General features: G+C 76.8%; 13 protein-coding genes and 1 pseudogene. 1 reads left to right on the plus strand and 13 read right to left on the minus strand.

Annotation, left to right across the window (positions count from 1 at the left end; genetic code table 11):
- Positions 1-152: 152 nt before the first annotated feature.
- The 5 genes and pseudogenes from WDZ17_RS09295 to WDZ17_RS09315 all read right to left on the minus strand — a co-directional run bounded on the left by WDZ17_RS09295 (position 153) and on the right by WDZ17_RS09315 (position 8,520).
- Positions 153-2,747 (minus strand): polynucleotide kinase-phosphatase, encoded by a 2,595-nt coding sequence (locus WDZ17_RS09295; protein ID WP_422631925.1) that lies wholly within the window; start codon positions 2,745-2,747, stop codon positions 153-155.
- Between the two features lie 26 nt (positions 2,748-2,773).
- Positions 2,774-4,220 (minus strand): annotated as a pseudogene (locus tag WDZ17_RS17480) (3' terminal RNA ribose 2'-O-methyltransferase Hen1).
- Positions 4,221-4,334: 114 nt separating this feature from the next.
- Positions 4,335-6,383, minus strand: coding sequence for a glycogen debranching protein GlgX (glgX, locus tag WDZ17_RS09305; protein ID WP_339574869.1), 2,049 nt, complete (start codon positions 6,381-6,383; stop codon positions 4,335-4,337).
- A 65-nt stretch (positions 6,384-6,448) separates the two neighbouring features.
- Positions 6,449-7,834: an MFS transporter gene (locus WDZ17_RS09310; protein WP_339574870.1), complete on the minus strand. Its 1,386-nt coding sequence runs from the start codon at positions 7,832-7,834 to the stop codon at positions 6,449-6,451.
- Positions 7,831-8,520 (minus strand): GntR family transcriptional regulator, encoded by a 690-nt coding sequence (locus WDZ17_RS09315; RefSeq protein ID WP_339574871.1) that lies wholly within the window; start codon positions 8,518-8,520, stop codon positions 7,831-7,833. The genes WDZ17_RS09310 and WDZ17_RS09315 overlap by 4 nt, the downstream gene beginning before the upstream one ends.
- Positions 8,521-8,606: 86 nt before the next feature.
- Here WDZ17_RS09315 and WDZ17_RS09320 point away from each other — a divergent pair, with 86 nt between their 5' ends.
- Positions 8,607-10,244 carry an alpha-amylase family glycosyl hydrolase gene (locus WDZ17_RS09320; protein WP_339574872.1) on the plus strand — a complete coding sequence of 546 codons (1,638 nt, stop codon included), beginning with the start codon at positions 8,607-8,609 and terminating at the stop codon, positions 10,242-10,244.
- Between the two features lie 242 nt (positions 10,245-10,486).
- Here the strand turns inward: WDZ17_RS09320 and WDZ17_RS09325 are convergent, their stop codons facing one another.
- The 8 genes from WDZ17_RS09325 to WDZ17_RS09360 all read right to left on the minus strand — a co-directional run bounded on the left by WDZ17_RS09325 (position 10,487) and on the right by WDZ17_RS09360 (position 20,487).
- Positions 10,487-11,416 carry a GntR family transcriptional regulator gene (locus WDZ17_RS09325; protein WP_339574873.1) on the minus strand — a complete coding sequence of 310 codons (930 nt, stop codon included), beginning with the start codon at positions 11,414-11,416 and terminating at the stop codon, positions 10,487-10,489.
- Positions 11,417-11,426: 10 nt separating this feature from the next.
- Positions 11,427-12,455 (minus strand): 4-hydroxythreonine-4-phosphate dehydrogenase PdxA, encoded by a 1,029-nt coding sequence (pdxA, locus tag WDZ17_RS09330; protein WP_339574874.1) that lies wholly within the window; start codon positions 12,453-12,455, stop codon positions 11,427-11,429.
- A 95-nt stretch (positions 12,456-12,550) separates the two neighbouring features.
- A complete protein-coding gene (locus WDZ17_RS09335) occupies positions 12,551-13,879 on the minus strand; it encodes a four-carbon acid sugar kinase family protein (protein ID WP_339574875.1) in 1,329 nt (442 codons plus the stop codon).
- On the minus strand, positions 13,876-14,847 hold the full coding sequence (locus WDZ17_RS09340) for a 2-keto-3-deoxygluconate permease (protein WP_422631926.1): 972 nt from the start codon (positions 14,845-14,847) through the stop codon (positions 13,876-13,878). The genes WDZ17_RS09335 and WDZ17_RS09340 overlap by 4 nt, the downstream gene beginning before the upstream one ends.
- Positions 14,848-15,080: 233 nt before the next feature.
- Positions 15,081-16,616, minus strand: a complete 1,536-nt coding sequence (locus tag WDZ17_RS09345; protein WP_339574877.1) for a cryptochrome/photolyase family protein — start codon at positions 16,614-16,616, stop codon at positions 15,081-15,083.
- Between the two features lie 186 nt (positions 16,617-16,802).
- Positions 16,803-17,990, minus strand: a complete 1,188-nt coding sequence (locus WDZ17_RS09350; protein ID WP_339574878.1) for a cysteine desulfurase family protein — start codon at positions 17,988-17,990, stop codon at positions 16,803-16,805.
- Entirely contained in the window at positions 17,987-18,931 is a 945-nt protein-coding gene (gene nadC, locus WDZ17_RS09355) for a carboxylating nicotinate-nucleotide diphosphorylase (RefSeq protein WP_339574879.1), read from the minus strand. Before nadC ends, WDZ17_RS09350 begins: the two co-directional genes overlap by 4 nt.
- The gene (locus WDZ17_RS09360) at positions 18,928-20,487 is read right to left on the minus strand and encodes an L-aspartate oxidase (protein ID WP_435873332.1); all 1,560 of its coding nucleotides are present in this window, start codon (positions 20,485-20,487) and stop codon (positions 18,928-18,930) included. Before WDZ17_RS09360 ends, nadC begins: the two co-directional genes overlap by 4 nt.
- Positions 20,488-20,580 lie beyond the last annotated feature (93 nt).

Consider the following 20,580-nt stretch of genomic DNA (forward strand, 5'->3'; position numbering starts at 1 on the left):
TGCGGCCGGGCGGGCGGCGGACCCGATGTCGTGCGTCGAGATGGAGGTCTGCGTCACGGAGGGGGCTCGTGGATGACGAGAGGCTCCATCTCGCCGAGCGCATGACCGTGCGGAGGCGCAGCGCGCGCGACCGGCGGCGGCGGGCCCACGGCTCACAGCCGTGGGTCCACCGGGTCGGACTCGAGGGCCAGGACGGCGACGACCGCCTCGTGGACGCGCCACAGCGGTTCGGCGTCGACGAGACGCTGCAGCGCCTCGACGCCGAGCGCGTGCTCGCGCAGCGCGAGGGAACGCTTGCGCCCGAGGTCGCGGTCCCGCAGGCGCCGGAGGTTCTCCGGCGCCCGGTAGTCCGGGCCGTAGACGAGCCGGAGGTACTCCGGCCCCCGGACCTTCAGCGCGGGCTGCACGAGCCCGCGCGGCCCGCGCCGCAGCCCCTCGACGGGCTTGACGACGGCCCCCTCGCCCCCGGCCGCGCACAGCCCCTCCCACCAGGCGACCCCCTCGGCGCAGGACGCCGGGTCACCGGTCCGCACGACGAGCCGCTGCGTCGTCCGCAGCAGCACCGGGTCGGCGGCGACGAGCCGGTCGGCCCAGGCGAGGTGCGCGAGGTGGTCCCGGGTGGGCCCGACGAGCCCCTCGGCGGCCAGCACCTGGAAGGGCGCCAGCTGGACGCCGTCCAGCGTCCCCGGCACGTGCTGCTCGCCCGTGTACCGCCGGTAGGCGTCGCGGAACGCCGCAGCGCCGTCCCGCCGCGCCCGGGTGCGGGAGAGCAGCGCCCCGACGTCGAGCCCGCGGTCCGCGGCGGCCTCCAGCACCGCGACGGCCGGCGGCAGCAGGGCGCCGGCGGCGGCCCCGACGGCGGCGTACTGGTCCCGCACGAGCTCTTCCGCCTTCGCCGTCCACGGGAGCAGCTCGGCGTCCAGCAGCAGCCAGGAGGTCCCGAGCTCCTCCCACAGCCCCGCGGCGCCGACCGCCGCCCGCACGCGGGCGAGCAGCTCCTCGACGAGCGGGCGCGGGAAGAAGGCCCTCCCGGTGCGGGTGAGGACGGCGCCGGTCTCCCCCGACGGTGCGCCGAAGCGCGCCGTCGCGGCGGCCTGGTCGGCGGCCACGAGGACGAGGGCGCGCGAGCCCATGTGCTTCTCCTCGCACACCACCTCCTCGACGCCCTCGGCGGCGTAGGCGGCGAAGGCCTCGTCCGGGTGCTCGAGCAGGTCGGGACGCCGCGACGTCGCCACCGGCGCCGTCGTGGGCGGCAGGTGCACGAGCCACCGCGGGTGCACGGCGAAGCGGCTGACCACCTCCAGCGCCCCCGCCGCCTGCTCGGCGCGCACCGAGACCCGGCCGTGGTGGGCCGTCTCGACCACCCGGCGGCCGAGGACGTCGTCGACGTCGAGCTCGTCCTCGCCCCGCGCGTCCCCGAGGGCCTCCCCCTCGACGGCGGCGAGCTCGAGCGGGCGCGCCGGCTCGTACCAGACCCGCTCCGCGGGGACGGCGACCACCTCGCGCTCGGGCCACCGCAGCGCCGACAGGGAACCGCCGAAGACGCAGCCCGTGTCCAGGCACATCGTCCGGTTGGTCCACTCCGCCTGCGGCACCGGCGTGTGCCCGTAGAGCACGGTCGCCGCCCCGCGGTAGTCCCGCGCCCACGGGTAGCGCACGGGCAGGCCGTACTCGTCGGTCTCCCCCGTCGTGTCGCCGTACAGGGCGAAGGCACGCACGCGCCCGGAGGCGCGGCCGGCGTAGGCCTGCGTCATCCCGGCGTGCGCGACGACGAGGTCACCGCCGTCGAGCACGAGGTGGCTGACGAGCTCGCGGCACCACTCCCGCACGGCGTCCCGGAACTCCGGGGGCTCGCCGGCGAGCTGCGCCAGCGTCTCGGCGAGGCCGTGCCCGGTGCTGACGTCCCGCCCGGAGAGCGCCCGCACGAGCTTCGCCTCGTGGTTGCCGGGGACGACGAGCGCGTGCCCCGCGGCGTGCATGCCCATCGCCAGGCGCAGCACGCCGGGCGAGTCGGGGCCGCGGTCGACGAGGTCCCCGAGCAGCACGACGCGCCGCCCCTGCGGGTGCACGGCGTCGACGGGGCGCCCCTGCCCGTCGCGCACGAGCGCGTACCCGAGCCGCCCGAGCAGGGCCTCGAGCTCGGCCCGGCAGCCGTGGACGTCGCCGACGACGTCGAAGGGGCCGTGCTCGTCGCGCCGGTCGACGAGCAGGCGGGTGCGGACCACCCGGGCCGACGCCACCTCCTCCGGCGAGCGCAGCACGTGCACCACCCGGAAGCCCTCCCGGCCGAGCCCCCGCAAGGAGCGGCGCAGCTGCTCGCGCTGGCGTCGGACGACGTGCGCGCCGAAGGTGCGGTCGGCGCGTGCCTCGTTGCGCTGCAGGCACACCTGCTCCGGGAGGTCGAGCACCACGGCCACGGGCAGCACGTCGTGGGACCGGGCGAGCTCGACGAGGTGCCGCCGGGCCTCGCGCTGGACGTTCGTCGCGTCCACGACCGTGAGCCTCCCGGCCGCGAGCCGCTTGGCGACGACGAAGCCGAGCAGGTCGAAGGCGTCCTTCGTGGCCGACTGGTCGTTCTCGTCGTCGCTGACCATGCCGCGGCAGACGTCGCTGGACACCACCTCGTAGGGGCCGAAGCGCTCCCGCGCGAAGGTGCTCTTGCCGGAGCCGGACGCGCCGACGAGGACGACGAGGGACGTCGCGGGCACGGGGAGGTCGCGGCTCCCACGAGCCTCCGCCGCGCCCACGTCGTCACCCTCGTCCGTCCAGGTGCTCACGCGGCGTCCCCCCGGTCGAGGACGACCAGCTGCGTGGGCTGCCCGTGCTGCGGGTCGTCGTCGCCGACGCCGCCGAGGCGCACCGCGTAGCCGTGCTCGGCCCCCACGCGCGCGGCCCAGGCGGCCAGCTCGGCGCGGGTCCACTCGAAGCGGTGGTCGAGGTGCCGGCGCTCGCCCGGCGCCAGCCCGTACCCGGCGTTGCGCTCGACGTTCGGCGTCGTCAGGACCACGGCCCGGGGCCGGGCGTCCGCGAGGACGGCCCGCTCCAGGGCGGGCAGGCGCTCGAGGTCGACGTGCTCGAGCACCTCGGAGAGCACCACGACGTCGTAGCCGGCCAGGCGCCGGTCGCGGTAGGTGACCGACGACTGGAGCAGCCGGACGCGGGCGCGCTGCCGGTCGGGCATCCGGGCGAGGTCGAGACGTCGCGCGGCACGGTCGAGCTCGGTCGCCGAGACGTCGGCGCCGACGACCTCCTCCACCCACGGCTCACGCAGGAGGTCGGCGACGAGAGCACCCTCGCCGCAGCCCATGTCGACGACCCGGGCGGCGCCGAGACGGCGCAGCTCGGCGACGACGGCCTCGCGGCGCAGGGCCGCGAGCGGCCGCGCGGGCGCGGCCTCGCCCGCCCCGGCGTCCGGCTCCTCGGGCGCGGGCACGCCCTCCAGCGCACCGAGGCGCGCCGTGGCGTCGTCGACGTAGGAGCGCTGGTGGGCCAGGTACCGACGGGTCACCAGCTCGCGCTCGGGGTGCTCGGGCAGCCAGTCCCCCGCGGCGCGCAGCAGCTTGTCGACCTCGTCGGCGGACACCCAGTAGTGCTTCGAGCCGGCGAGCACCGGGAGCAGCACGTAGAGGGACGACAGCGCCCGGGCGAGCGGGCATCCGACCCTGCAGGCGGAGGTCGACGACCGCGGCGTCGCCCCAGCGGGGCACCTCGGGGTCGCGCGGCACCGCCCGGGCGTCGACGTCCCAGCCGAGCGGGGCGAGCAGGCGACGTGCCAGGGCCGGTCCGTCGTCGGGGCTCCCGTCGGGACCGTGCGGGCCCCCGCCCGGCGTCGCCGAGGCCGCGGGCACGTGGACGGCGAGGTCCAGCGCGGCGTCCACGAGCGCCGGCCGGGCGTCGCACCGGCCGCGCAGGGCGGTGGCGAAGACCCGCGCCAGCGCGACGGCGAGCGCCGACGAGCTCGCGTAGTGCTGCTCGCTGACGTAGCGGCCGAGGGCCCACGCCGGTCGCCCGCGCCGCCCCCGGGCCTGCTCGACGGGGTCGACCTCGAGCAGGAGCGCCGCCGTGCACCGCTCCGGCGACGCCTCGGGGTAGACGACGTGCGCCGTCCCGACCGGGAGGTCGGTCGACTGCGCCCGTCCGGGGTGCTTGTGCAGCAGGTACCCGAGGTCGGTCGCGTCCGGCAGCACGGGCGACGACGTCGCGGTGATCGTCAGGAGCACCCCGGCATCCTCGCGCCCGCCGGGGCGGCACGTCGCGCGACATCCTCGCCGCTCCCCCGTCCGCGCCCCGCCCCGCCCCCGAGGCGGGGACGGGGCAGAACGGGGCGGGCCGCGTCAGGCCGAGCGGAGCAGCGTGAAGGACCGGTCGCGCAGGAAGAGGTCCTTCACCTCCTTGCCCACCTCCTGCTCGGGGTCGCTGGAGATCGCCAGCCGCCAGCGGCCGGCCGGCGCGTCCGGGACCGAGAAGTCCACGGGACCGTCCGCGGCGTTGAGCAGCAGGAGGAACGAGGCACCTTCCTCGGCCCCCTCCCCCGGCGAGAGCTGGACACCGAGCGACTTGGCGCCGGCGTCCTGCCAGTCGGCCGGCTCCATGTCGGCGCCGTCGGCGCGCAGCATCCGCACCGACCGCGTGCCGGGACCCTCGTCGTCGTACCAGCGCGGGCGCAGCACGGCGTTCTCCCGGCGCAGGGTGACGAGCTCCGCGGTGAAGGCCTGCAGCTCCCGGTCGGCCTCGGCCCAGTCGAACCAGGAGATCTCGTCGTCCTGGCAGTAGGCGTTGTTGTTGCCGCCCTGGCTGCGGGCGATCTCGTCGCCGCCGAGGACCATCGGCACGCCGGCCGAGAGCAGCAGCGTGGCCATGATGTTGCGGCGCTGGCGGTCCCGCTGGGCGTCGATCTCCCGGTCGGCGGTCGGGCCCTCGGTGCCGTTGTTGTCGCTGCGGTTGTCGCTCTCCCCGTCCTCGCCGCCCTCGCCGTTGGCGTCGTTGTGCTTCTCGTCGTACATCGTCAGGTCGGCGAGGGTGAAGCCGTCGTGCGCCGTGACGAAGTTGACGCTGCACAGCGCCGAGCGGCCGGCGCCCTCGTAGACGTCGGGGCTGCCGGTGAGGCGCTGCGCCAGGGCGCCGAGCGCCCCGTCGGCGCCGCGCCAGAAGTCGCGGACGTCGTCGCGGAACTTGCCGTTCCACTCCGACCACCGGGCCGGGAAGCCGCCCACCTGGTAGCCGGCCACGTCCCACGGCTCCGCGATCAGCTTGGCCCGCGCCAGCACGGGGTCCTGGTGCACGAGGGAGAGGAAGGCGCTGTGCACCTCGGCGTCGCCGTCCTGGCGGGTCAGCGTCGTCGCGAGGTCGAAGCGGAAGCCGTCGACGTGCATCTCGGTGACCCAGTAGCGCAGCGAGTCCATGATCAGCTGCAGCGCCGCCGGGTGGCCGACGTTGAGGCTGTTGCCCGTGCCGGTCGTGTCGAAGTAGCTCTCCGGCTGCTCCTCCACGAGGCGGTAGTACGACGCGTTGTCGATGCCCTTGAGGGAGATCGTCGGCCCGAGGTGGTTGCCCTCCGCCGTGTGGTTGTAGACCACGTCGAGGATGACCTCGAGCCCGGCCGCGTGCAGCGCCTTGACGAGCGCCTTGAACTCGGTGACCTGGGCGCCGCCGTCGCCGGCCGAGGAGTACTCGTTGTGCGGGGCCATGAAGCCGATGGAGTTGTAGCCCCAGTAGTTGCGCAGGCCCTTCTCGAGCAGGTGGCTGTCCTGCGCGAACTGGTGCACCGGCAGCAGCTCGACGGCGGTGACGCCGAGGTCCACGAGGTGCGCGATCGCCGCCGGGTGCGCGAGGCCCGCGTAGGTGCCGCGGATCTCCTCGGGCACGTCCGGGTGCTGCTGCGTGAAGCCCTTGACGTGCACCTCGTAGACGACGGTCTCGGCCATCGGCGTGCGCGGCGGGGCGTCGTCGCCCCAGTCGAAGTCGTCGTCGACGACGACGCCGCGCGGGCTCGCCGCCGCGGAGTCGGCCTCGTTGAGGGTCTGCGGCTGCTCGTGCAGGTGCCCGAAGACGTCCTCCGACCAGTCCCACATCCCCTCCACCGCACGGGCGTACGGGTCGAGCAACAGCTTGTGGGCGTTGTGCCGCAGGCCCTTCTCGGGGTCCCAGGGGCCGTGCACGCGCAGGCCGTAGCGGGTGCCGGGGCCGGCGCCGTCGACGAGGCCGTGGAAGACGTGGCCGGTGCGCTCGGTGAGGCGCACGCGGCGCTCCTCCTCCGGGGCGTCACCGGTGCCGAAGAGGCACACCTCGACGGCCTCGGCGGTCTCGGAGTAGACGGCGACGTCGAGGACGCCGTCGCGCCAGGTGGCGCCGAGCGGGTAGGGGCGGGAGACAGGAGAGGTCACGAGGGGTGATCCTCCGTGGCCGCGCGACGCCGCGCGAACCGACCCGTGCCGGGGTCCGGTCGGCGTCAGGCGCGCCAGAGCGGGCGCGTGCCCCACACCCGCCGCAGCGGGAGCACCTCGACGCCGAGGACGGCGAGGTCCCGCCGCGCCAGCCGTCGGGTGCGGACGACCATGACGACGCCCACGCCCCAGACGACGTACTGCAGGGCGAGGGCGGCGCGGAAGTCGCCCAGGCCCGGCGTCCCGTCACCGGCGAGCAGGTCGAGCACGACGCCGATCCCGAGGATCGTGAGCAACGACGCGGTGAAGCCGCCGGTGTTGACCAGGCCCGTCGCCGTCCCGAGCCGCTCGGGCGGGTTGTAGGTCCGCGCGAAGTCGAACCCGACCATCGAGCCCGGGCCGTTCACGGCGAGCACGAGCACGAGCACGGCGACGACGGCGGCCGGGGCGCCGCCGGGCCACACGAGCACGACCGTCCACGCCAGCGCCGTCACCACGACGACGCCGAGCACGAGCGAGGACCGCCGCAGGGGGTGCAGCGCGGTGAGGCGCCCGACGACGGGGCCCGCGGCGATGGCGCCGGCCACGAGGAGGCTGAGCATCCCGCCGGCGGCCACGGGCGAGAGCCCGAGCCCCTGCACCATGAAGGGGAAGCCCCACAGCAGCGCGAAGACCATACCGGAGAACTGGGAGGTGAAGTGGCTCCAGAAGCCGAGGCGCGTGCCCGGCTCGCGCCACGCCCCCGCGAGCTCGCCGCGCACCTGCGCGACCGTGCGCCGGCGGCGGACGACGACGGCGTCGGGCGGCGCGTCGCGCAGCACGACGAGCACGAGCACGGCGACGAGGGCCCCGACGCCGGCCGCCCCGCCGAACGCCACGGCCCAGCCGGGCCCGGCGAGCAGCGCGGCGAGCGGGATCGCCGAGAGCACCTGGCCCAGCTGGCCGAGCATCCCCGTGACCTGGGTCAGCACGGGGACCTGGCGCGCGGGGAACCAGGCGGGGACGAGCCGCAGCACGCTGATGAACGTCATGGCGTCGCCGAGGCCGACGAGCACCCGCCCGGCGAAGGCGCCGGGCACGTCCGTCACGACCGCCAGCACGGCCTGCCCGGCCACCATGAGCGCGGCGCCGGTGACGAGCAGCCGCTTGGTGCCGAACCGGTCCACGAGCACCCCGACGGGCACCTGCATGGCGGCGTAGACGAGGAGCTGGACGACGGCGAAGACCGACAGCACCGCCGCGCCGGTGGAGAAGCGCTCCAGCGCAGCCGGGCCGGCGACGCCGAGGGACGTGCGGTTGAAGATCGCGACGACGTAGGCGAGCACGCCGACGGCCCACACGACGTACGCCCGCGCACGCGGGCGCCGCGGGCGGCGGTCCCCGTCAGGCGTGGGTGAGGCGGCCGCACGCGTCCTCGGCGGCGCCGTCCGGTCCACGGGCGAGGCGGTCATCGCCCCTCCTCGCGGACGCCGCGCAGCAGGTCCCCCGCGCCGCGCACGTGCTGGCGCGTCAGCCGGACGAAGGCCTCGCGGTCGCCGGCGGCGAGGGCGTCGCGCAGCGCCTGGTGCTCGCGCACGGCCCGGTCCTGCCGGGCCCGGCCCATGTCCATCGAGGCGACACCCATGCACAGCTGCCGGTCGCGCAGCGTCCCGTAGAGCCGCGTGAGCACGGCGTTGCCGGCCGCGTCGACGACCGCCTCGTGGAAGGCGCGGTCCGCCTCGACGAGGGCGGCGGCGTCGCCGTGCTCGCGGGCGCGCCGCATCGCCGCGAGGTGCTCGTCGAGCACGGGCAGCAGGCGCCGGACGTGGTCGAGGGCGCGCGGGGCCGCCCAGTCCTCCACGAGCTCGCGCGCCTCGAGCACGTCGTGGGCCTCGGTGTCGCTCACCGCCAGCACGAGGGCGCCGCGCTTGGGGAAGAGCTCGACCAGCCGCTCGGCCTGCAGCCGCAGCAGCGCCTCGCGCACGGGCGTCCGGCTCACCCCCACCCGCTCGGCGACCTCCCCCTCCGTGACGAGCGTGCCGCCCGGGTAGGTCCGGTCGAGGATCCCGCGCTTCAGGTGGGCGTAGACGCGCTCGGAGGCGGGGAGCGCGTCGTCGGGCGTGGTCGCAGGAGCCGTCGGGCCGGGGTGGAGACGCATGATGCATCTATGGTGCGTCCCAGGGGTGGGCGCGTGCGCCGGTGTCTCGGCGTGCGGACGACCCGCGACCGCTAGCGTCCGGGCGCGTGCGGCTGACGACGACGACGGACCAGTGGTGGACGACGAGCGTCGGGTACTGCCTCGACGTCGAGCGGTTCGCGGACGGGGACGGCGACGGGCACGGCGACCTCGCGGGCCTCGGCGCCCACCTGGACCACCTGTCGCGGCTCGGCGTCGGCTTCGTCTGGCTGCAGCCCTTCTACCCCTCGCCGGAGGGGGACGACGGCTACGACATCAGCGACTACTACGCCGTCGACCCCGCGGCGGGCACGCTCGGCGACCTCGTCGAGGTCGTCCGCGCGTGCCGCGAGCGGGGCATGCGCGTCCTGGTGGACCTCGTCGTCAACCACACCTCCGCCGAGCACCCGTGGTTCCGGCAGGCGCGGACGTCGAAGGACTCGCCCTACCGCGACTGGTACGTCTGGCGCGACGAGCCGGACCCGGCGGACTCCGGCGCGCAGAACGTCTTCCCCGACGCGGAGGACTCCATCTGGTCCTACGACGACGTCGCGGGCCAGCACTACCGGCACCGGTTCTACGCCGGCCAGCCCGACCTCAACACGTCGAACCTCGACGTCCGCGACGAGATCCTGCGGATCATGGGCTTCTGGCTGCAGCTGGGGGTCGCCGGCTTCCGCGTCGACGCCGTGCCCTTCTTCGTCGAGACCGCCGCGCGGACAGGGGACGCCGACGACGCGGGCGGCGCCGACGGGGAGGGGTCCGCCGACGCCGGGCAGGGCGGGGAGTCCACCGACCACCTCGAGCAGTCGATGCAGATGCTGGACGTCATGCGCTCCTTCCTCGCCCGGCGCAGCAGCGAGGCGCTCATGCTCGGCGAGGTCAACCTCCCGTACGCGCAGCAGGAGCCCTTCTTCGGCGGCATGGGCGACCGCATGACGATCAACCTCGACTTCACGCTCAACCAGGCGATGTACCTGGGCCTCGCGCGCGGCACGTCCGCGCCGGTGCGCCGGGCCCTGGAGCAGCGGCCGTCGCTGCCGGACGGCAAGTCGTTCGGCGTCTTCGCCCGCAACCACGACGAGCTGACCCTGGACCAGCTCTCCGACGACGAGCGCGCCGAGGTCCTCGCCGCCTTCGGCCCGCGCGAGGACCAGCAGCTGTTCGGCCGGGGCCTGCGGCTGCGCCTGCCGAGCATCCTGTCCGGCGACCAGCAGCGGATGGAGATGGTCTATGCGCTCGTCTTCTCGGTGCCCGGCGTCCCCGTCCTCTACTACGGCGAGGAGGTCGGCCAGGGCGAGGACCTCTCCGTCCCCGGCCGCGTGGCCGTCCGCACGCCGCTGCGCTGGGGCCGCGACGTCCCCACCGGCGTCGCCGCCCAGGAGGCCGACCCGGGCTCGCTGCTGCACGCGATGCGTCGGCTCGTCGCCCGGTACCGCGCCCGGCCGGAGCTCGGGCGGGGGACGCTCCGGCTGCTCGACGTCGGTGACGACCGCGTCCTGGCCCACGCGTGCACGTGGGAGGGCCGCACGACGCTCGCGCTGGCCAACCTCGCCGAGGAGGAGGTGCAGGTGCGCCTGCCCGGGGACGTCCTCGCGGGCGACGTCGTCGAGCTGTTCTCCGGCGAGCCGGTGGACGTCCCGGCCGACGGCCTCGCGCTGACGCTGCCCGCCTCCGGCTACCGGTGGTACGGCGACGCGGGCTGACCTCCCCGGCCGCGAGGCGTCCGGTCCGCAGACCTGTTCGACGGACGTGACCGTGCACGGTCACGTCCGTCGAACAGGTCTGCGGACCGGACGCCTCGCGGCCGGGGAGGTCAGCCCGCGTCGCCGTACCACCGGTAGCCGGAGGCGGGCAGCGTCAGCGCGAGGCCGTCGGCCGGGACGTCCACCGGCTCGCCGGANCGGCGTCAGCGCATGCAGATCGCTGCGGCCCGGGACGGGTCCGCTCACGGCCGACGGGAGACCAGAGCCCTCAGGCGGGTCCTCACGTCGTCGAGGTCGGCGAGCAGGCGGTGCACGTCGACCTCGCCGTCCCCCGTGGTCGCCCTGCCCGGGTTCTCCGCGACGGCCGGTGACGGCGGTGTCCCCCGCCCGCCGGTCAGCCCGACCGGGGCGAGCGGCCGGGCCCGCACGTCGTCGACCTCCACGTCGAAGGAGACGGCGTCCCCCCGGTGCCAGGTGGCGAAGACCTCGAGCGGGGTGCCGTCCTCGGCGGCGCCGCGCCCCTCGAGGAGCAGCAGCGGGTCGCCGGCCGCGACGCCGAGCTGCGCGGCGAGCCCCTCGTCCGCGGCCACGGCCCGGACCTGCCGCGACCCGCGGCGGGGCCGCGACCCGACGAGGTCATCCATGACGGCGTGCAGCGAGGCGTCGGCGAGCGCCTCGCGGCGCAGGCCCGCCATCAGTGGGAGGGGGAGGTAGGTGCGGATCCGGGCGACCGGGCGACCGTCGACGCTGCGGACGCGCTCCAGGCGCAGCACCTGCGCCGTGCCCAGCCACGCGGCGACCTCGGGCGTCTCCTCGACGGACAGCTCGAGGACCCGCGTCGAGACGGCCGCGCCCTCGGCGGCGAGCTGGTCGTGCAGCCCGCCGGCCCGGGTGACCAGCCGGCGGTGGTCGGACCGGTCCACGACGACGGAGCCCCGCCCCCGCTCGCGCCGGACGCGGCCCTCCGCCTCCAGCGCGGCGAGCGCCTGGCGGACGACGGAGCGGCTGACGCCGAAGCGGTCGGTGAGCGCGGCCTCGCTCGGCAGCAGCGCGCCCGCGGGGGTCGTGCGGTCGTCGACCTCGGCGCGCAGGGCGTCCGCGACCCGCCGGTGCAGCGGCGTCCGCGTACCCGCCGCCTCGTCGGGCGCCGGCACGACGTCGTCCTCCCCCACGCCGGCGAGGCTAGGCGACGTCCGGCGCGACGTCCCGGACGTGGCCCCACCCCGGGGCGAGGGCCGCGGCGCGGCGGCAGGACAGGACGAGGCTCGCCTCGCGCGCGACGCCCTGCCCCGCGATGTCGAAGGCCGTCCCGTGGTCCACGGACACCCGGACGACCGGCAGCCCCACGGTGATGTTGACCCCGTCGTCGCCGTAGACCGCCTTGAAGGGGGCGTGGCCCTGGTCGTGGTAGCAGACGACGACGAACTCCCACCGCCCCTGGACCGCCGCCGGGATCAGCGCGTCGGCCGGCAGGGGCCCCTCGGCGTTGATCCCCCGCTCCTGCGCCCGCCGCACGGCGGGGGCCAGGACGTCCGCGTCCTCGTCCCCGAAGATCCGGTTCTCGCCGGCGTGCGGGTTGAGGCCGGCGACGCCGATGCGCTCCCCCGGACGGCCGAGGGCGCGGCTGAACGCGTCGACGAGCGTGAGGACGGCGTCGGTGCGCTCCGGCGTCACGTCCTCGATCGCCTGCCGCAGCGAGACGTGCGTCGTCAGGTGGAAGAGGTAGAGGTCCCCGGCGGACAGCACGAGGCTGAAGTCCCGCACGCCGAACTCGTGGGCCAGGAGCTCGGTGTGCCCGGGGAAGGCGTGCCCGCCGGCGTGCATCGCCGCCTTGTTGAGCGGGGCCGTGACGATGCCGTCGACCTCGCCGGCCTTGGCGAGGTCGCAGGCCGCGACGACGAAGCGGTACGCGGCGTCGCCGGCGACCGGGCTCAGCTCGCCGACGGCGATCTCGGGCAGCGGGTCGCCCACCTGGACGACCTCGACCGTGCCGGGCTCGTTGGTCGCGTCGCCGGGCCGCCCCACCTGCCGCACCGCGGCCGGGTCGCCGCCGACGTCCCGCACCGCGCGGCGCAGCACCTCGACGTCGCCGAGGACGACGGGCACGCACTCGGCGCGCAGGTCGTCGTGCCCGAGCAGGGTCTTGGCGGTGATCTCGGGGCCGACGCCGGCGACGTCGCCGGTCGTGACGGCCAGGACGGGGAGGGCCATGGGGTGCTCCTGAGGTCGGTCGGTGGTGGCAGGGGTGCCGGGCCGGGCCGTCGGCCGGGGAGAAGGGTCGGGAGCCGGCTCGGGCGTCGGGTCGGTCATCGCGGTGCCGCACGCGGACGCCGGGCGCCCGCGAGGCGGTCGACGACGTCGAGCAGGGTGGACGGTCCCCCGAAGCCGCCCGCCTTGCTGGCGAAGGCGAGGCCGGCGGCACGTCCCCCGACCAGGGCGCCGGCGGGCACGCCCGCGGCGAGGGCGCCGTGCACGTCGAGGCCCGTGGCGCCCCAGCGCTCGAGCAGCGCCGCGGCGCCGTCGCCGCCGACCGCGACGACGGCGGAGGCCCCCAGCCGCCGGTGCAGCCGGTCCAGCGCCGCCGCCGCGGAGGTCGCCACGGCCGCGGCGTCGCGGCTCGGCCCTCCGTGCCCCGGCCGCTGCGGCGCCAGGACGACGACGTCCGCCGCGAGCGCCTCGGGCGGGACCTCCACGGCCTCGTCGCCGTCGGCGTCGGGGTGCCGCACGACGACCGTCCCCGCACGCCCGGCGAGGCGCTCCACCTGCTCGCGCGCGACCGGGTGCAGCGACGTCACGAGCACCAGGAGGGGTCCCTCGCGCGCCTCCTCGACGCGGCGACGGGGTGCGCGCGCCGCGCCGGCGGGCCACCACAGCCGCGCCATCGGGTCGGCGAGACCCGCGGACCCGACGGGCAGCGCCCGGTCGCCGCAGCGCGCGACCGCACGGGCGACCCGCTCGAGCGCGGCGTCGTCCGCGGCGTCCACGGTGAGCACACGGGCGCCGCCGTCCGCGGCGGCGAGCAGGGACCGGGCGAGCGCGGCCCCGTCGGCGTCCACCGGCTCCCCGTCGGCGTCCCCGACCGGGGCGTCCTCCTCGTCCACCACGACGCGTCGGGACCCGGGCAGGAGCTCGGCGAGGACCGAGGTGAGGACCGGCGTCACCGGGTCCGCGCCGGCGGCGGCCCGCTCGAGCGGGACGCCGTCCACGAGGGCGCGCCCCTGCTCGACGGTGCGCCCCATCGCGGGGTAGGCCGGGCACACGACGGCGAACCCGTCGGGCCGCACGTCCGTCCACAGGTCCAGGGCTCCCGCGACCTGGGCGGCCACGGAGCCGCGCAGCGTCGAGTCGACCTTGAGGTAGAGGCGGGGGACACCCGCCGCGAGCAGCGCCCGGAAACGCTGCCGGAGCACCTCGCGGGCGGTCCCGGGTGCGGCGGCCCGGACGTCCGCGCTCAGCGCCAGCAGGGACGGCCGCTCGACGGGGGCCGGCGAGGAGGCCGCCCCGGCCCCGACCGCGAGCACCGTCCGCCACCCTCCGTCGGCGAAGCGGACGGCGCTGTCGCCCGCGCCCGTGAGGTCGTCCGCGACGAGGGCGGCGTCCCAGGTGCCCGCCCGGCCCGTCCCGGCCGGGGTCATCGGTCGGCCGCAGGGTCGGGGCCGCCGCTGCCCGAGGGGACGGCCGGCGCGTCGACGGCGTCGCCCTCGTCGAGGGCGCCGGCCCGGCGCAGGACGGCGGAGGCGAGCAGCGGCGCGATGATCGCCGTCACCAGCACCGAGGCCGCCACCTGCGCGGTGGCCGTCCCGACGTACTGCTCGAAGCGCGGGTCGGCGGCCGCCACGATCGCCGGTGTCGCGATGGCGTTGCCCGCGGTGGTGCCCGCGGCGAAGCCGAGACCGGACTTGGCGCCGCGGCGCAGGAGGTAGCGCCAGCCGAGGTAGACGAGGAAGCCCGTCACGGGGGCGACGACCAGCCCGAGCACGAGGCCCGAGAGCCCTCCGGTGACGACGGAGCCGAGGTCGATCCCGGTGCCCAGGGCGAAGGCGAAGAAGGGGATGACGATGTTCGGCACCGGGGCGAGGACGTCGCGCCACTGGCCGTCGAGGTTGCCGACGAGGACGCCCAGGCCGAAGGGCACGATCGCGCCGACGAGCGCCAGCAGCGGGATGTCCCCGAGCCCGGACGCCCCGAGGAAGAGCAGCGTGAGGAAGGGGCCGTCGTTGACGGCCGAGGCGATGTAGGCGCCACGGTCCCGGGCGTCGCCGTACCGGCCGGTGAAGGCGAGCCAGATCCCGCCGTTGCTGTTGTCGATGCAGGCCAGCAGCGCGAGCAGCGAGACGCCGAGCACGCCGTCGAGCCCGACGAGCAGCCCGAGGCCCACGACGAGCGACGCCGGGACGACGCTCTTCATCAGCAGCGCCACGCCCGCGTGGGCGAGCACCGGCCCGCTCGTCGCCCCGGTCACCTGGGTGCCGGTCATGAAGATGAGCAGGCCGATGAGCGGCAGGGCGCTGTCGGCGAACAGCGCGGTGGTGAAGCTGCCGATCTCCAGGGCCCCCGGCGCGAAGGTGCCGACGAGGGAGCCCAGGACGAGCGGCACGAGCATCAGCCCGCCGGGGATGCGGTTCATCGTCGCGAACATCGGGACGCGGGACCTGCGAGGTCCTGCCTGCGTGCTGGCCATGCGTCGACCACCTCCGCGACGCACACCTGCGGGCGCCGCCTCGTCCTCCTGTACGGACTACCTGTCCGTACAGGTTGGTACTGTGCCTCCAGCGGCCGGTGCGAGGCAACCCCCGTGGCGTCGCACCGGTCGCCCTCACGCCTCCGTCCGCGCCGTCAGGGCGCGTCGCTACCGCGCTCGCGCTCCTGGACGACCAGCTCGTCGAGGTCCTTCAGGCGATGACGCCCGTCGAGGGCCCGCTTCATCCGGAAGTTGCCCTCGAGGCGCGCCGCGTTGCGGTCGAGGAACCACCAGTACCCGGCGGTGAAGGGGCAGGCGTCCTCCCCCACGCGCACGGTGGGCTTGTAGCGGCAGCCGCGGCAGTGGTCGCTCATCCGGTTGATGTAGGCGCCGCCCGAGGCGTACGGCTTCGTCGCCATGAGCCCGCCGTCGGCGTGCTGGCTCATGCCGACGACGTTGGCCGCCATCACCCAGTCGTAGCCGTCGACGAAGCTGCGCTGGAACCACGCGGTCAGCTCGGCCGGGTCCCACCCGCGCTGCAGGGCGTAGTTGCCGAGCACCATGAGCCGCGGGATGTGGTGGACCCAGCCGCGGTCGCGGACGCCGCGCAGCGCGTGGGAGAGGCAGCGCGCCTCGACGGCGTCGGCGTCGAGGTCCCAGAACCACTGCGGCAGCGGCTCGTGCGCCGCTAGCTCGTTGCGCCGCGTGTACCCCTCGCCCGCGTACCAGTAGACGTGCCAGATGTAGTCGCGCCAGCCGATGAGCTGTCGCACGTAGCCCTCGACGGACGCCAGCGGGGCGTCGCCGTCGCGGTAGGCGCGCTCGGCGCGGTCGACGCACTCCAGCGGGTCGAGCAGGCCGAGGTTCATCGGCGCCGAGAGCATCGAGTGCGCCATCCACTCGTCGCCCTCGAGGACAGCGTCCTCGTGCGGGCCGAAGGCGGGCAGCCGGTGGCGGGCGAAGTCGTCGAGCGCGGCGAGCGCCTCGGCGCGGCTGGCCGCGAAGGCGCGCGGCCCGTCGCGCCCGACGAACGAGACGTCGCCGTCGGCCTCCCACCGGTCGAGGTCGGCGCGCACCTCCTCGTCGATCTCGTCCTCCTCGGGCATCCACGGCCGCGGCAGGCCGAGGTCGTCGGCGCCCTTCGGCGGGGGCTCACGGTTCTCGTGGTCGAGGTTCCACGTCCCGCCGGCGGGCTCGGCGCCGTCCATGAGGACGTCGTGGGCGCGGCGGGCGCGACGGTAGAAGTCCTCCATGCGCAGCTGCTCGCTGCCGTCGGCCCAGCGGCGGAAGTCCTCCCGCGGCGTCGCGTAGCCCCGTGCGGGCAGCACCTCGACGGGGGGCAGGTCGCCCGAGCCGTCGAGCGAGCGGACGAAGTCCTCGGCGGGGCGCGAGGTCGGCGAGCAGACCGACAGCGGCAGCGCCTTCTTCGGCAGCTTCGCCAGGCCCTCGCCGTAGGTGTCGGTGCGCAGGTAGGTGCAGCGGTCCCCGAGCTCGGCGGCGCGGTGGCGCATCGCCGAGAGGATGAGGTGCGCCTTCTGCCGGTGGAACCGGCGGCGCGTGAAGACCTTCCGCGACTCGATCATCACGACGGGCTGCTCGCCGTCGTCGCCCGGGCTCCCGGGGTCGCCGAGGAAGTGCGGGCCCAGCTGGTCGCCGAAGAGCCAGCGGGTGGGCCCGGGTGCCGTCGCCATGCGCCGATCCTGCGGTGGCGGGCCGGACGGCGCCCGTCGGCCGGGCGCCCACGCCTCGGTTGTCCTCCGCCTGCCTCTCCCCCCCTCCCGCACTTCGACGACTTCTCGCTGCGACACGCCGGGTTGGCGCCGCACGAAGTCGTCGAAGTGCGGGATCAGGCGGCGAGGAGTCGTCGACGTGCGGGGTCAGGAGGCGAGGAGCGCTGGGCCGCCGGCGGCGGCGACGGCGTCGGGGAGGAGTCGGACGACCGCGTCGACGTCGTCCTCGGTCGTCGCGGGGCCGAGCGTCAGCCGGACGGCGGTGCGGGCGGCGTCGTCGCCGAGACCCATCGCGAGCAGCACGTGCGAGGCGTCCTCGCTGCCGGCGGCGCAGGCCGAGCCCGACGAGCAGACGACGCCGCGCTCCTCCAGCTCGAGCAGCACCGTCTCGCCGCCGAGGCCGGGGAAGACGAACGACGCGTGACCCGGCAGGCGCCCGGGGGTGCTGTCGGCGAGAACCGCGTCGACGGGCGGGCCCGTGAGGACCGCCCCGGGAACGGCGGCGAGGACGCCCGCGACGAGCCGGTCGCGCAGGCCCGCCAGCCGCGGCGCCCCGGCGGCGCGGCCCTCCTCGGCGAGGCGCAGCGCCCTCGCCGTGCCGACAGCAGCCGCCACGTCGACCGTCCCCGACCGTCGACCGCGCTGCTGCCCGCCGCCGTGCACGTGCGGGGCGAGCGGCACGGACCCGCGCACGGCGAGGACGCCCGCGCCGCGGGGTCCGCCGAGCTTGTGCGCCGAGACCGACAGCAGGTCGGCGCCGAGGGCGTCGAGGCGGACGTCGAGCTGGCCGGGCGCCTGGACGGCGTCGACGTGCAGCGGGACGCCGACGGCCCGGCACAGCGCCGCGACCTCGCGGACCGGCTGCACCGTGCCCACCTCGTTGTTGGCGAGCATCACCGAGCAGATCGTGGTCTCGGGCGTCAGCACGGCCGCGACCGCCGCGAGGTCCACGACCCCGTTTCCGTCGACGCCCACCTCGTCGACGCGGAACGGCGCTCCCTGCACGCCGCGGCCCAGCGCCCGGGCGGTCTCGAGGACGGCCGGGTGCTCGACGGCGGTCGTGACGACGTGCCGGCCGCGCGGCGCGGCGGCGGCGAGGCCGAGCAGGGCGAGGTCGTCGGCCTCGGTGCCCCCGCTCGTCAGGACGACCTCTCCCGGGCGGCAGCCGAGGACCGCGGCGATCTCGGCGAGCGCCGCGTCCAGCCCGGCGCGCGCGGCCCGGCCCGGCTCGTGGGTGCTCGAGGGGTTGGCGAAGACCTGCGTGAGGTAGGGCCACTGCGCCTCGAGCACCGCCCGCGACGGCGGCGCGGTCGCCGCGTGGTCGAGGTAGATCACGCGGGCACCACCCGGGGGGCGGGCGCGCCGACGTGCACGTCGAGCCCGAGGTCGAGGCACGGCGCGGCCTGCGTGAGCGCCCCGACGGAGACGAGGTCCACGCCCGCGCGGGCTATCGCGCCGACGGTGCCGAGGCGCACCCCGCCGCTGGCCTCGACGAGCGCCCGGCCGGCGACGCGCTCGACGCCGCGCCGCAGCTCGTCGGGGCCCATGTTGTCGAGCAGGACGACGTCGACGCCGGCCGCGAGGACGGCGTCGAGCTGGTCGAGGCGGTCTACCTCGACCGTCACGGTCGTCGTGTGCGGCAGCCGCTCCCGCAGCCGCCGCAGCCCGGCGGTGACGACGGCGTCGTCCCAGCCGTCCGCGGTGAGGACGGCGAGGTGGTTGTCCTTGACCATCACCGCGTCCGAGAGCGTCGTCCGGTGGTTGCGCCCGCCGCCGCAGCGCACGGCGGCCCGCTCCAGCTGCCGCAGACCGGGGGTGGTCTTGCGGGTGTCGACGACGCGGCAGCGCGTCCCGGCGGTCTCGGCGACGAACGCCGCGGTGAGCGTGGCGACGCCGGACAGCCGCTGGAGGAGGTTGAGCGCGACCCGTTCGGCGCGCAGGACCGCCCGGGCGCTGCCCTCGACCTCGGCGAGCGCCTGGCCGGCGGTGAACCGCTCCCCGTCGCCGACCAGCAGCCGCACCGACGGCGCCGGCACGCGGGGGTCGTCCGCGAGCGCCGACGCCTGGTGCAGCGCCGCCGCCAGCACCCCCAGCTCGGCGAGGACGCCGTCCTCGCGCGCCACCACCCGGGCGCTCGCTCGCACCTCGGGGCCGAGCAAGGCCTCCGTCGTCGCGTCGCCCCACGGGGCGTCCTCGGCGAGCGCCGCGGCCACGACCGCCTCGACCGCGGCCACGGGCGCCGCGCCGACGTCGCCGGCGCGTCGGTCCGCGGTCACGACGCCCGCCGCAGCAGCACCGGCCGGTCGGCGCCGCGCGGCGCGGCGCCGGCGGCGTCGGTGCGGAAGTGCGCGCCGAGGCTCTCGGGGCGGCGCTGCGCCGAGGCGACGAGCAGCCGCGCGCACAGGCCGAGCGAGCGGTCCTCGATCTCCTTCCGGGTCCGCGGCGCACCAGCCGCGGGGGCCCCGTCGAGGGCCTTGGCGAGCAGCTCGAGCCCGTGGGCGTCCCGCAGCAGGCCGGCGTGCTCCCACGTCAGCGCCTGCAGCTCGGCCCGCGGGATGGCGGGCGCGCCCGCGCACGCGAGCTCTTCGACGTCGCCCTGCCCGAGCACACCCGGCTCGACACCGCCCGCGGGGGCACCCGCCAGGACGTCCACGACGTCCGCCGCGGCCCGGTCCGCGAACACGAGACCCTCGAGGAGCGAGTTCGAGGCGAGCCGGTTGGCCCCGTGGACGCCGGTGCGGGCCACCTCCCCGGCCGCCCACAGCCCCGGCAGCGCCGTGCGGCCGCGGACATCCGTGGCGACGCCGCCCATCCAGTAGTGCGCCGCCGGCACGACGGGCACGGGCTCGCGGGTCCAGTCCAGCCCTGCGGCGGCGCACATCGCGTCGATGCCCGGGAAGCGCGTGCGCAGGTGCTCGCCGAGCGCCGTGGCGTCCAGCAGGGCGGGCCGGCCGTCCTGGCGGGCGACGACGGCGGCGACCGCCCGGGCCACGACGTCCCGGGGCGCCAGCTCGGCGCGCGGGTCGGCGAGGGACGACGCGGGGTCGGCCAGGAAGCGGACGCCGTCCTCGTCGCGCAGGACGGCGCCCTCGCCGCGCACGGCCTCGGAGACGAGGAAGGGCACGGGCGTCGCGGCGACCGTGGGGTGCAGCTGCAGCTGCTCGAGGTCGGCGACGACGGCACCGGCGCGCCAGGCCGCGGCGAGCCCGTCCCCGGTGGCCTCCGGCGGGTTCGTCGTGCACGAGAACAGCTGCCCCGCACCGCCGGTGGCGAGGACGACGGCGTCCGCCAGCACGCGGCGGCTCGACGCGGGTCGCCCCTGCGGGCCGTCGACGAGCAGGTCGACCCCGGCCACCCGCCCGTCCTCGACGACGAGGTCGGCGAGGCACGCGCGGTCGAGCACCGGGACGCCGGCCGCGCCCACGGCGGCCACGAGCGCCGCGCTCGTGCGCGCCCCGGTCGCGTCGCCGCCGGCGTGCAGCACCCGTGGCCGCGAGTGCGCCGCCTCCAGGCCGCGGCTCCACGTCGTCGGGTCCGCCGGCGCACCCGGCGCCGCCCCGTCGAGCAGCAGCCCACGCTCGGCCAGCTCGACGAGCCGGGCCGGGCCCTCGGTGCACAGGACCCGCACCGCCTCGGGGTCGCACGCCCCGGCACCCGCGGCGAGGGTGTCCGCGACGTGCAGCGCCACGTCGTCGTCCGCACCGGTGACGGCGGCGACGCCGCCCTGGGCCCACGCGGTGCTGCCGCCGCCGGAGACCCCGTCCCACGCCGTCTTCGTGACGAGCAGCACGTCGTCCACCCCGCGGGCGCGCAGGCCGAGAGCCGCCGTCATGCCGGCGACCCCGGTGCCGACGACGACGACCGCGGCGCGCGCCGGCACCTCGCTCGCGGCCGGCTCCGTCGCTCGTCCGGAGCCCTCCGGCGC

This window comes from Pseudokineococcus basanitobsidens, assembly GCF_037482545.1.
GTDB lineage: Bacteria > Actinomycetota > Actinomycetes > Actinomycetales > Quadrisphaeraceae > Pseudokineococcus > Pseudokineococcus basanitobsidens.

Excerpts from the sequence above, each read along its gene's own strand:
- WDZ17_RS09310 (WP_339574870.1), bottom strand. The coding sequence starts at position 7,834 with ATGACCGCCTCGCCCGTGGACCGGACGGCGCCGCCGAGGACGCGTGCG.
- WDZ17_RS09315 (WP_339574871.1), bottom strand. The coding sequence starts at position 8,520 with ATGCGTCTCCACCCCGGCCCGACGGCTCCTGCGACCACGCCCGACGAC.
- pdxA (WP_339574874.1), bottom strand. The coding sequence starts at position 12,455 with ATGGCCCTCCCCGTCCTGGCCGTCACGACCGGCGACGTCGCCGGCGTC.
- WDZ17_RS09335 (WP_339574875.1), bottom strand. The coding sequence starts at position 13,879 with ATGACCCCGGCCGGGACGGGCCGGGCGGGCACCTGGGACGCCGCCCTC.
- WDZ17_RS09340 (WP_422631926.1), bottom strand. The coding sequence starts at position 14,847 with ATGCTCGTGCCGCTCGTCCTGGGCTCCCTCGTCGGCACCTTCGCGCCG.
- WDZ17_RS09345 (WP_339574877.1), bottom strand. The coding sequence starts at position 16,616 with ATGGCGACGGCACCCGGGCCCACCCGCTGGCTCTTCGGCGACCAGCTG.
- WDZ17_RS09360 (WP_435873332.1), bottom strand. The coding sequence starts at position 20,487 with ATGACGGCGGCTCTCGGCCTGCGCGCCCGCGGGGTGGACGACGTGCTG.